12 protein-coding genes are annotated in these 12,135 nt (G+C 42.4%); 7 read left to right on the top strand and 5 right to left on the bottom strand.

Annotation, left to right across the window (positions count from 1 at the left end):
• Positions 1-621: 621 nt before the first annotated feature.
• Together ACTJIX_RS10430 and ACTJIX_RS10425 are read right to left on the bottom strand one after the other, a co-directional pair.
• A complete protein-coding gene (locus tag ACTJIX_RS10430) occupies positions 622-1,986 on the bottom strand; it encodes a sensor histidine kinase (protein WP_262478472.1) in 1,365 nt (454 codons plus the stop codon).
• Positions 1,979-2,653 carry a response regulator gene (locus tag ACTJIX_RS10425; protein WP_262478474.1) on the bottom strand — a complete coding sequence of 225 codons (675 nt, stop codon included), beginning with the start codon at positions 2,651-2,653 and terminating at the stop codon, positions 1,979-1,981. The genes ACTJIX_RS10430 and ACTJIX_RS10425 overlap by 8 nt, the downstream gene beginning before the upstream one ends.
• Positions 2,654-2,761: 108 nt before the next feature.
• Between ACTJIX_RS10425 and dsbD the strand changes: the two genes are divergently transcribed.
• From dsbD to ACTJIX_RS10405, 4 genes are all read left to right on the top strand, one after another.
• Positions 2,762-4,699, top strand: coding sequence for a protein-disulfide reductase DsbD (gene dsbD / locus ACTJIX_RS10420; protein ID WP_262478476.1), 1,938 nt, complete (start codon positions 2,762-2,764; stop codon positions 4,697-4,699).
• Positions 4,696-5,544, top strand: coding sequence for a prolipoprotein diacylglyceryl transferase family protein (locus ACTJIX_RS10415; protein ID WP_440611425.1), 849 nt, complete (start codon positions 4,696-4,698; stop codon positions 5,542-5,544). The genes dsbD and ACTJIX_RS10415 overlap by 4 nt, the downstream gene beginning before the upstream one ends.
• An 18-nt stretch (positions 5,545-5,562) precedes the next feature.
• Positions 5,563-6,303, top strand: a complete 741-nt coding sequence (dsbG, locus tag ACTJIX_RS10410) for a thiol:disulfide interchange protein DsbG (protein ID WP_440611424.1) — start codon at positions 5,563-5,565, stop codon at positions 6,301-6,303.
• Positions 6,304-6,410: 107 nt separating this feature from the next.
• Entirely contained in the window at positions 6,411-6,773 is a 363-nt protein-coding gene (locus ACTJIX_RS10405; RefSeq protein WP_262467817.1) for a YidH family protein, read from the top strand.
• On the opposite strand, the gene ACTJIX_RS10400 is transcribed toward ACTJIX_RS10405, so the two are convergent.
• On the bottom strand, positions 6,770-7,090 hold the full coding sequence (locus ACTJIX_RS10400) for an ArsR/SmtB family transcription factor (protein WP_253169672.1): 321 nt from the start codon (positions 7,088-7,090) through the stop codon (positions 6,770-6,772). The two genes, ACTJIX_RS10405 and ACTJIX_RS10400, sit on opposite strands and share 4 nt — an antisense overlap.
• Positions 7,091-7,210: 120 nt before the next feature.
• Here ACTJIX_RS10400 and ACTJIX_RS10395 point away from each other — a divergent pair, with 120 nt between their 5' ends.
• The 3 genes from ACTJIX_RS10395 to ACTJIX_RS10385 are packed head-to-tail and all read left to right on the top strand — an operon-like array spanning position 7,211 to position 8,920.
• Positions 7,211-7,627 carry a YeeE/YedE family protein gene (locus tag ACTJIX_RS10395; protein WP_004810628.1) on the top strand — a complete coding sequence of 139 codons (417 nt, stop codon included), beginning with the start codon at positions 7,211-7,213 and terminating at the stop codon, positions 7,625-7,627.
• 1 nt (position 7,628) lies between these two features.
• A complete protein-coding gene (locus tag ACTJIX_RS10390; protein WP_004646572.1) occupies positions 7,629-8,045 on the top strand; it encodes a DUF6691 family protein in 417 nt (138 codons plus the stop codon).
• Positions 8,046-8,047: 2 nt separating this feature from the next.
• The gene (locus tag ACTJIX_RS10385; RefSeq protein WP_163172731.1) at positions 8,048-8,920 is read left to right on the top strand and encodes an MBL fold metallo-hydrolase; all 873 of its coding nucleotides are present in this window, start codon (positions 8,048-8,050) and stop codon (positions 8,918-8,920) included.
• 202 nt (positions 8,921-9,122) lie between these two features.
• Here ACTJIX_RS10385 and ACTJIX_RS10380 read toward each other — a convergent pair whose 3' ends face one another.
• Together ACTJIX_RS10380 and ACTJIX_RS10375 are read right to left on the bottom strand one after the other, a co-directional pair.
• Positions 9,123-11,042: an ATP-binding protein gene (locus tag ACTJIX_RS10380; RefSeq protein ID WP_440611423.1), complete on the bottom strand. Its 1,920-nt coding sequence runs from the start codon at positions 11,040-11,042 to the stop codon at positions 9,123-9,125.
• The gene (locus tag ACTJIX_RS10375) at positions 10,952-11,626 is read right to left on the bottom strand and encodes a response regulator transcription factor (RefSeq protein ID WP_004893735.1); all 675 of its coding nucleotides are present in this window, start codon (positions 11,624-11,626) and stop codon (positions 10,952-10,954) included. The genes ACTJIX_RS10380 and ACTJIX_RS10375 overlap by 91 nt, the downstream gene beginning before the upstream one ends.
• Between the last annotated feature and the right edge of the window lie 509 nt (positions 11,627-12,135).

Raw genomic sequence — 12,135 nt, 5'->3', positions numbered from 1 at the left:
CGAAAAACCCCAGTCAATGACTGGGGTTTTTTTATTGCCTGGATATTTTGAGTTACGGGTATAGGTAATTGAATTATATAATAAATTAGAATATGCGGACATATAAACAACTGATATAGATTGACAGTGACAAAGTAGTAAAAAGTGCCAAAAGCTAAAACCTACACCTTTTTTTGCATGGTGAATGGGATTACATGTGGTTTAAGTCAATTGGCCGCTATAACCACTATAGAGGTTAAAAAAGCAGAACTTCATCTGGACAAAATAATAAAGCTGCCAGCTGGCGAAAATCTTGATCTATGTATTGATACTGATCCTCATGGGAGCAAGTGCTCAAACTTAAATAACAGAAAATAAAATTTCAGCTTTAGGGGGAATTTTATTTTCTGTTTGCATGATTATTAGAGTTCTTTCATAAATTATGTTTAATCACTATCAAGACAGTTCCTTCTCCTTATAGAAGATTTGCGAAACAGGCTCCTTAGGAAGAGCTTTCCACCCCCTCATCCTGTTGCGAGGCAGTGCTTCTTATCCCAAAGAGAGAAGGCACTTTTAGTATCCATTTAAAGATAAATAGCACGATCATTTTTTGATTTATAAAAGAGATCTATTAAATTCAAATTAATTTTGAATATATCGTCGAATTTTGATGGTCAGTCCTACTGGCTGACGCTGCTGAAATCCAAGGTGGTATTGATAATTACCTAGCAAGCTTTTAACCAATGCCAGTCCCAGACCATGGCCGTGCTGCTGAGCAGATTTTCGCCAGAAGCGTTGTCCTAAATGTTGGATATCCTTGGCTGTAAGTTGTTGTCCATCATCTTCAATCACCAGGCCATGAGACTGCATGGAAATCCAGATATGGGTAGCCTGTGCATGCAGCAGTGCATTTTCAAGCAGATTTTTCAGTACCGTATACAGCACAAATTCAGGTAGCTGAATTTCGCCTAGACTTTCCCAGTCCACCTGTATTTTTTCATTAATTTCAGGATAGCGTGTACTTAAGTCTGCAAGCACCTTCTCAAGCGTGGGGCGAAGCCAGATGGCTTCAGACATTGCTTGGATACTGTTTTCTGATTGGGTCAGCAATAAAAGCTGCTCGAGTAACAGCGTATAACGTCGGATGCTCTCATTGGCCTGCTGCAAATTGTGCTGAATGGATTCAGGCAGGTTCTGCTGCTGACCGATCAGCTGGGCCAGTTGTACATGGGTTTTAATTGCGGTCAGGGGACTGCGTAATTCATGTGCAGCATAGGCACTAAAGGCTTTCTCCTGTTGCAGACTGTCATTGAGTTTCTGAATCAACTGCGTGGAATTGTTGACAAAAGGCTGTACTTCCTGAGGGATGCTTGCAGGCTTGAGCTGCATTAAAAAATCTGCCGCCTGTGAATAGTTGAGGTTTTTCTGGTTCAGGTATTGACTGAGCTGATCCAAAGGCCGGAACTGTCTGCGGATAATAAAGATGATCAAGGCAATACAGATCAGCAGTGAGAAGACCAAGGGAACCAGTACGGACTGCAGAATCTGCTGTAGTAGCATATCCCTCAAGAACATGCGTTCTGCCGCCACCACCTGAATATCGCCACGACGCAGGACATAACTGCGCCATTCCGTATCACCCTGCTGCCAGGTACTGAATCCTTCTGGTCGCTGGCTTAAATTTTTTGGGGCACCGCGTGTTTTGGCAATTACCTGATTGCCTAACGAGATGTCAGAGCTAAAAAGAGAGACTTCACAGGCAATTAACTGGTTTGCATCATCATTCTTGGCTAATTTGGATAAGGTTGCATCCCCCAGACTATCCAGTGGTAACTGCTGAATCAGCCGGGCAACCATTTGTGCAGATGCCGATAAGCGTTGATCCAGTGTGTCTTGTAAGCGTTGTTTCAGGTCAATATACAGCCATGAAAATACTGCACTCCACAGCACAATAAACACGGCCAAAAGGCTCATGACCAAACGCCATTTCAAGCTGTGACTAAACATGACGCTGCTCAAACGGTTTAAAAATATATCCCACACCACGAATGGTCTGAATTAAATCTGGATGCAGTTTTTGTCTCAGGTGATAAATGTGGACATTCAGGGCGTTGCTCTCGATAGCGTCCTGAAAACCATAGAGCTTGTCAATAAGCTGTTCATTTTTCAGAATCTGGTTAGGGTGGCTCATCAGGGTTTCCAGCAGGCTGAATTCACGGCGAGATAAACTTACGGCCTGGTCTTGATAGGTTACAGTCTGGGTATCCCGGTTCAGAACCAGTTCATCAAATTGCAGGGTATTCGAGGCAAAGCCGCGGTGGCGACGGGTGAGGGCATGAATCCGGGCAATCAGCTCCTCCAGTTCAAAGGGTTTGGTCAGGTAGTCATCGGCACCAGCATTCAGGGCCTGAACACACTGATCGGTCCGTAGCCGCGCCGTCAATACCAGTACTGGGAGATCAATCTGGTCGCGTCGCCAGCTGTGCAGCAACTCCAGGCCATCCTGATCGGGCAGGCCTAAATCCAGTAAACACAAATCGACTGCACTATGCCGGATAAAATAATCTGCAGCACGTGCGTGACTGACATGCTCCACTGAAAAATTCAGATAGTTCAGAGCAGCACAAATGCTCTGTGCGATATAGGGATCATCCTCAACCAATACAATAAACATAGAACATCCTGATCAAACTGCCATTATTTTATAAATGATTTGGGCTGTTAATGTTGCCTTAATTTTAGTTTTTCAATAATGCAGTCCTAACAGGAGGAGATCAGCTGGATGTTGAAGTGGATATTGGGTGCCGTGATCGGCGGTGGAATCATGACGGGAACTGCACATGCAGACTTTTTACCACCAGATCAGGCATTTCAGTTTCAGGTGGTTTCTACAAGTCAGGGTCAGGCAGAGCTTAGCTGGAAAATTGCAGAGGGTTATTATCTGTATCATGACCAGCTTAAAGTGTCTTCTCAGCAGACTCTAGTCAAGCTAACATTGCCCAAACCCGAAGACAAAGACGATCCCAATTTCGGTTTGACCCAGGTGCATTATGGGCAAGTCAAAAGCAATATGAATGTGCAGCCCAACCAGCAGTTTGTGGTGCAGTGGCAGGGCTGTGCAGAAAGCGGTTTATGTTATCCGGTGCAACGCGCCACGGTATCAACTGATGCAGATGGTCTATTTCCAGCGCAAAACCTGAGCAAAACACCAAAATTGCTGGCCAGTACTGCACAGCCACAAGCAAACGAAAAAATTCTGAATGCTCAGAAAGATGAGTTCCAAGCTATAGAGCAGACTCCAAGTACAGATCAAGCCCTGACTGAAGAAAAGGTAGAGGAAATACAAGTCGCTGCAGTTTCTGAACCTGTGGTGCAGCCTGAGATGGAATTAACAGAGAAAAATGACCAGCTCATTGCAGACCCTAAAAAACAAACTTCCCCAGCAGGCATGAATAGCCAGTGGAACAATGACCAGTATTTTTTAAGTCTGCTGTCTGAACAAGGTCTGTTAATTAATGCCCTGATTTTTCTCGGGCTTGGCATTCTGCTGGCCTTTTTACCGTGTTCTTTACCTTTAATTCCAATTTTAACGGGAATTCTGGTCCAGCAGCACTGGGGCTACCGTGCTGCGCTGATTGCGCTGGTCTTTGTTTTGGGTATGGCACTGGTCTATGCGGTCATGGGACTTGCTGTGGCACAGCTCGGTTATAGTTTTCAGCGCTGGTTTCAAAGTCCGGTATTCATCAGTATTTTCAGCATTATGTTTGTTTTGTTCGCACTTAATCTGTTCGGAGCATTTCAGCTGTCCTTACCCCAAGGCATGTTGCAGCGTCTGGATCAATGGCAGCAAAAGCAGAAGGGTGGCACGCTGATTGGTGCCGGTCTTATGGGCATGATCGCGGCACTGATTGTCGGGCCATGTATGAGTGCACCGTTGGCCGGTGCCTTAATCTATGTGTCTCAGCTTAATCAACCAATGCTGGGAGCCAGTTATCTGTTCGTCTTAGGCCTTGGGCTGGGCTTGCCACTATTTATTGCTGCCGTATTTGGGTCCCATCTTTTACCCAAGCCTGGTATCTGGATGGATCGCCTGAAGTTTAGTTTTGGCTTTGTCATGCTGGCGCTGGCCTTGTATTTCGCCCGTCCACTATTGCCCGGCATTTTATACCTGAGCCTTTTGGGTGTGGTACTGATCACCTGTTCAGGCTACTTCTTGTTCAAGATGCTGCCTCATGTGCATCGGTCTGTAGCGAAAATAGGCCTGATGCTGCTCAGTGGTTTACTGGTCTATGCAGGAGGCATGCAGCTCTACCATGTCTGGAGCCAGGTACAGGTCGCCCATGTGGAATCACGGCTTGAATGGCAGAAGGTCAGCACAGCCGCACAATTGCAACAGGTTTTAGCCAAACATCCTGCACAACCGGTGGTGATAGATGTCTATGCGGACTGGTGTGTGGCCTGTCAACCGATTGAAAAGGATGTGATTCCACGTAGTGATGTCCAGACGGCTTTACAAAATGTGGTTCGTATCAAATTAGACCTGACCCACTATCATCCAAGTCAGGATGAGCTGCTAAAAGAATGGCAAATCCTCGGACCACCCACCTTCATATTTCTAAATGCAGCGCATCAGGAACAGCGAGACTTGCGTTTAACCGGAAGCTTTAGCGCGACACATTTACTAGGCACATTGCAGCAACTGCAAGGAGAGCAACCATGATGATTTCCAGTGATGCACTGCATCTGGGACCTTTGATGTTGCCCTGGGCACTTATTATTGTTGCCACTGGCTTGATGCTGTTATCTGCCATCCTGTTTGGATTAGCCAGAAAGTATTCATGGTCTAAACAGCAGCTTGGGCAAAGTCAGGATTTGCTCTGGAGCAGTTTTTTGCTGGGGATGCTGGGTGCGCGTTTTATTTTCGTTCTGCTCAATGCCGAGCTGTATTTTGCAGCACCCATCGACATACTGAAAATCCAGGACAAAGGTTTCCATTTATGGGGAGGGGTGCTGCTTGGTGCTTTGTGGTATGTCATTCGAAACAGACAGCTGCAGACCAGATTTAAAGCCATCTTGTTGATCATATTGGTACTCTGGATCGGGCTTGGGCTCGCGTTCAAATCCAGTCTAAAAACTGAAGCAGCGTTTCCTGATCTCGCCTTTGCTGGACTAGAACAGGAGCGTCTGGGTACAGACAAGGTTTCACTCAGCCAATTCATTGGCCAGCCCACGGTAATTAATTTGTGGGCGAGCTGGTGTCCGCCGTGTCACCGTGAAATGCCGGTGTTGGCTAAAGCAGCCAAGCAGCATCCTCAAGTGAATTTTGTCATGCTCAATCAGGGTGAGGAGGTAGCCACCGTAAATGCCTATTTAAGAAAACATCAGTTTCAATTTAAACATGTCCTGCTGGACCCATATGGTGAACTACCCCAGCAGCTGAATAGTTTCGGCCTGCCAACGACGCTGTTTTTTAATGCTCAAGGTCAGCTGGTCGAGCGGCATATGGGGGAACTCAGTCCGGCCATGTTGCAGCAATATTTAAACAGGATTTCAGATCAACCTTAAAAAACGGAAGGACGTAGTATGAATAAAATTAACCAGGTGCTTGGTGCAGGTATGTTCCTGATCATGAGCATGCACACGAAGGCAAATATTAAACAGCATATTGAACAACAGGGTTTTGTGTTTGTAAAACAGATTCCGGCACCGCAAGGAATGACCGGCTGGGTGGGGCATGAAGACCAGTATTCCAATACGGTATTTATCTCCAACGATGACAAATATTATATCAAGGGCGAACTGTTTGATGCACAAGGGAAAAGCCTGTCCAATGAGCAGATTGAAAAGCATATGAAAAAAGCGGTATTGGACGATGTCTGGAAAACCCTGGAAAAATCGACCTGGATCCAGGATGGCAAGCCAGATGCACCACGGGTGGTTTATGTCTTTTCCGATCCAAATTGTCCATATTGTTATAAATTCTGGCAGGCGGCCCGACCTTGGGTAGAATCAGGGAAGGTACAGCTGCGTCATATTCAGGTCGGTGTGATCCGTGAAGAAAGCCGTGGCCAGCTGGCAACACTATTGAATTCGAAAGATCCAGCGGCAGTTTTTAATGATATAAACAAGAATAAAGGCAAAAAGCAGCTCAAGAAAATGGAAAAGATTCCTGTCGAAGTTGCTGCAAAAATTGATGCCAACCAGGCCCTAATGGGGAAATACGGCTTTTTCTCCACACCGTCGATGGCTTGGAAAAACAATCAGGGTGAATTTAAATCTACTCAAGGCCTGGCGATGGATGTCAAGGAAATTTTTGAACAATAATATTTTAACTACATGATAGAAAAGTAATTTTTACTTAAAACATCTATACATGATAGGGAGGCAGATTTACATTGGTGGATAGGCTAAGCATGAAGAGCAGATAAGATATGTCAAATTTGGATGATCCACGGGTACTGCTTGCTTTGGAACGAACCGCTCTGGCGTGGAACCGGAGTGGTTTGGCATTAATTGCTTTTGGTTTTGTGATTGAAAAATCCAACCTGCTAGTGCAACTGGTGGACCCAGAGACTTATGCACAGAAAATAGCTTATTCACAATGGTTGGGAATTGTGGTGATTGTATTTGGTATGTTGGTAAATTTCGCCTCAATCCTGCAATATCGACGGGGGTTGATATCACTGCGACCGCCGGAATTTATTGAAGGTTATTACACCCAGTATCCCGTATGGCTAAACCTGTTTACTGCTTTTAGCGGACTGCTTCTGATCATTTCTTTTTGGCTGCACTAAGAAGCGGGTTTGGCGCAATACAGCTCGTACAGCTTTTGCATCAGGCTCAAGACCTTGGGGTCACTCAGACGATAGAAAATCTGTTTACCTTCACGTCGGGTGCCAACCATGTCGGCCTTACGCAGTACAGTCAGCTGTTGTGAAAGTGTAGGTTGATGAATATCGGTAGATTCTTCAATTTCCTGAACATTCATTTCCCCGTCAACCAGGACACATAAGATTTTCAGACGATCAGGATTGGCTAAAACTTTTAGGCATTGGCTGACGAAATCGACCTGTGAAAAATCAATTTTGGCATTTGCAGCAATCATATCCATAGATGTCCTCAAAACCTTAGATGTAGCCCGTGCAGTTTACACAATTTACCATAAAACTGCTTGATTATTATTTTTTATTATATAATATAAAAAAGTATATTGTATAGAGATTGATTCACCATGCATGACTTCCTCATCGCATTTATTGGCGGTTTAATGCTCGGACTTTCAGTGGTCGGCTATCTGTACGTCAATGGCCGTATTGCAGGAATCAGTGGTTTGGTTGGGCAGGTATTAAACCCAAAAACTGTATTTAAAACGCCTGCGATCTGGTTTTTATCAGGCTTGATCATCACACCGTTTATTTATGGTCTGTTTGTACAACCTGAAATCGAATTGAATGCCAGCCCATTGATGATGATTGTGGCAGGTCTGCTGGTAGGCTTTGGGACACGTTTGGGTTCGGGCTGTACCAGTGGTCACGGAATTTGTGGCATTAGTCGGCTGTCTAAGCGTTCTATTGTCGCGACGATGACTTTTATGTTTGCAGGTTTTGTCACCGTTTATATTATCCGTCATATCACAGGAGCATTCTAAAATGAAAAATGTGTTTGCCTTTTTATTTGGTGCTCTATTCTCTGTGGGTCTGATGGTGTCGGGCATGTCCAATCCTGAAAAGGTACTCGACTTTCTGGATCTGTTTGGTGATTGGGATGCCAGTCTGGCCTTTGTGATGATGGGCGCGATTACTGTGGCCTTTATTCCCTTCCAGAAAGCATTACGTACGGCGCAACCGAAAACAGTATTTAATGAACCTATTGATTTACCTAAAAATAATCAGATAGATAAGAAGCTGATCACGGGTGCGGTTTTATTTGGTGCAGGTTGGGGCATTGCCGGCATCTGTCCGGCGCCAAGTTTCACCTTGATCGGTTTGGGCCACTATCAAGTGCTCTATTTTATTGTAGCAATGCTGGTGGGTGTATGGATTCACCGTAAATGGTCAGGAGCTTAATGATGTCAAACTTACCTATAGTAAAAGATTTTTTTCACGAAGATACCAATACCTTCAGTTATGTTGTACGTGATCCGGAGACCAAGGCCTGCGCCATTATTGATAGCGTTCTGGATTATGATCCGGCATCAGCAAGTACCTCAACTATTCATGCCGATAAAATTATTGCCTATATTAAAGAGCAGGATTTAACGGTCGAGTGGATTCTAGAAACCCATGTACATGCTGATCATCTGACTGCAGCGCAATATCTCAAGGCAGAACTGGGTGGTAAAATTGCCATGAGCCAGAAGATTTCTGTGGTACAGGAAACCTTTGGTGCGATTTATCATCTGGACATAAAACAGTTTAATGCCCTGCAACCATTCGACTACCTGTTTGAGGATCATGAGCATTTCAAGATTGGTGAAATGGATGCCTATAATATTCCTACACCAGGGCATACACCGGCCTGTCTCAGCTATGTGATCGGGGATGCGGTATTTGTAGGTGATACCCTGTTTATGCCGGATTATGGTACAGCGCGTTGCGATTTCCCGCGTGGTAGTGCATCGACTTTATTCGATTCGGTACAGTCACTGTATCAGCTTTCGCCTGAAACTCGTATGTTCTTGTGTCATGACTATTTGCCTGCAACGCGTCATGATTATGTGTGTGAAACTGATGTACACACCCAGAAAACCCAGAATATTCATATCCACGAAGGCACCAGTAAAGCAGAGTTTGTCGAAATGCGACATCAGCGTGATGCTACTTTAAATATGCCGAAACTGATTCTGCCGGCAATTCAGATCAATATGAAAGCAGGGCAGTTCCCTGAGCCTGAAGCCAATGGTGTGTCTTATTTGAAATTGCCATTGAATTATTTTAAATAATTTTGAGCTGCTGTTTCTGTAAGCCCTGTAGATACAGGGCTTTATTGTTCATAACACTTGATTATAAAAGGAAAATGCCAGATCATTTTATTTTCTTTCTATACTTCACCTCATTCTGTGCCACACTACATTTAAGCATCGGAGGAAAAGAGCAGCTTAGTCTTGATATATTAAAATAGGTGTTTAACTATCCTAAATAATTTTAAAAACTTAACATGACCTGAATATGAGTTCCCCGACCTGAAGACAGGATATTCAGTGTACCATTCGCACGTTGAGCACGTATTTTCATACTTTGTAGCCCTATATGCTTGGCTTCTATAATACATTTAGGATCAAAACCGACGCCATTATCCCGAATATTCAGGATTAATGCCTGCTCTGTCTGTTCAAGCCCGATACTAATCTCACTTGCCTGACTATGTTTAATAATATTGGTCAGTGCTTCTTCAAGAATACGTGTCAGGGTTAAACATTGCAGAGGTGTGGGCGACTTGTTCCATTTATCTGGTATTTGCCAATGTGCAGCAATGTGCAGCTCATCAAAAATTTCCATAAAGCGATGGCGGGTTGGCGCTGCCCATAATATTGGACTATCAGGTATTTTTGCATCCAGACTTGAACCATGATCAATAATCTGGCGTAAATCATTACTTAATAATTTTAAAATCGATAAAAATTTTTCTTTTTCTAAATGATCATTGCGGCTCACCAGTTCGATTGAACGAACAATTGAACCACCAATACCATCATGTAAATCACGAGACAAATTAACGCGTTCTTGAAGGCGAATATTTTCTAAAGCTAATTGGTACTGAGAATTTAAAGAAGAACTGAGTTTTTGAGTCACATTATCAATTTCGTCTTTTAAAGTTTTATTAAATCGTGAAATCACCTTATTGTTACGATATAAACGCAGACCTAGTAAAAGCCCTAAGAATAAAGCACTAAATGGTGAAATAAAAGGTGACCAGAATTCATTTTGATAAGTCAGGATTTGATAAGCATCATGAATCGCAACCGGAACAAAAAATGCATGTAATCCTGCCATTAAATACACTTCAATTTGTTTAGATTTATAAGTTAAAAATGGATAAGTAGAATTTTCTAATAAGAAAATAATCATATTAAGGATGAAAAAGAAATGAATAGTTTGTTTTAAATATTCATCTGGAATAACTGCGAGTACAGCAGTGGCAAGAAAAAATATAAACAAAAGCAGTTTTTCAATTCGAGGAAATTTCAGATTGGCAAAGCGCCAGATAGAAACACAGGAGACCAAGGTATAGGTTGAAAATAACCAGGCGAGCAACCTGTCGACCTGAATACTGCTGAGTGGGGTTGAATACAGCAGAAAGAACAGGGAATAGCCGAGCCAAAACAAGACATTCGCACTGATCCAGAGATATGCTGATTCCTTACGGTATATAATCCATACCATAAAGTAAAAAATACCAATAATTACATTGATTAAAAAACCAATTGAAATCAATGTCTTTTGCTTGAATTGATACTCTTGATAAAGTGGCAGTAGCTGGTTATAAGGTCCAATATGGACATGACCTAAATTTCCTTCCTGAATTGATGCGCTTGCTACATATATCCAGATCGTATTTTCTTTTGTCTTAAGAGCAGAGATGGGAATTTGCCAGCTACGTGGAATATTCCAACTTCGTGATAGTGGTTCAGTTAAAGATTGATCTTTCCAAAGTAAATCATCGTTTAAATAGACTTTTCCAGCCATATTAATATGACTAATAACAAGACTCAGGGGGTGGTCAGGCTTATTTTTACAGTCATAGGTCCAGTGAATTTTATACCAGGCATTACCTTTATAATCTTTCCAGTGTGAATTGATGAAATCAGGAAAGTGCTCGACTTTTGCCCAGCCTGTTGTTGGTCGTTCAACAGGGTTATTAGGAATTGCTTTGGCGATAAAACTTTCTGTAATGTATGCTTTACAGGAGGTTGAGGAAGACTCTGGTGATTGGGCATGCAATTGACAGGCGAAGAAAAACAGCAGGCATAAAATTAAGAGATTAACCCCATAGTGCGTGCAGTATGGATAGCTTTCGACCTGTTGCTCACGCAAAGTTTGCGATAAATATTTTTGATATGACATTCGATTGTATATTTTGATAGAAACAATGCTTCGGCAATCTCTCTATTACTCATCCCCTGAGCGACCAGATTTAAAATTTCATATTCACGTTTAGAGAGTAAATCATTTTTCTCTAGGTTTGAATGCTTTTCTATTGATTCAAAAGAAATATTTTTCAGAATTTGCTGCGCAATAAAAGGATCGATTGGTGCACCTCCCCGAATGACATTACGTATGGAGAGTAATATTTCAAAGTCATCACGTTCTTTTAAAAAATAACCTGTTGCCCCGGTATGGATGGCCTGAAGGATAATGTTCTGTGTGCAGCAGGTCGAAATGACCAGAATCGGGAGTTCTGCATTCAGATGATGTAGGGTTTGAATGACCTCTAGTCCTGAGCCATCAGGTAAGCCGAGATCGATCAAGGCAAGTGCAAAAGAATATTGATCAATGAAGGTATGCGCCTGTTTAACTGACTGCGCATAATAAATGACGTCGGAAGTATAGCCCAGTTCTCGCAACAGTTTTTCAGTCCGTTGTTGCATGAAAATATCATCTTCTAAAACTAATATGGGGGCAGGTAATTCCATTTCGTACGTCAGCATCAGATTGATGTCTCCCTCAAATCAAAGTGCATTTTATGAAAGAGCATGCGCCTGCAGGAAAGGACGCTATTTATAATTCAGTCGTTGTGGTGCTTTATTAATGTAGCCTAAATTTTATATATATTACAAATATTTTTAATACTTTAGAGCGGATATTTTTAACTTACAATTTATGCATTATTTCCTATAACAAATATCAAATTTTTCCGTTCTATTCCATACGTTCAATACACCTCTAACCTTTTTCGTTTCGTTATAAGAAGAATAAATACTAGGAAAAATCGAAATGAACAAATGCCATTTTTTTAGTTGACCGAAAATTTTTATGATTTTAACGGGAGATTTATGGAGCATTTAGTTTTCTAAACATGACCTAAATCAGATGAATAATTTTGGAAAATACCAATTTTCAGGGATATGTAAAGTTTCTTTTCATTGATGTAATTCATGATAGGAGAACCATGCACTTTTGTAACAGGTGTTTGGATTGAGTTAACTAGGACTGCATT

The sequence above is a fragment of the Acinetobacter sp. 22323 genome (genome assembly GCF_052044895.1).
Taxonomy (GTDB): Bacteria; Pseudomonadota; Gammaproteobacteria; order Pseudomonadales; family Moraxellaceae; genus Acinetobacter; species Acinetobacter schindleri.
Note: the sequence above shows the minus strand (reverse complement) of the source record. Positions and strands in the feature narration are given on the sequence as shown.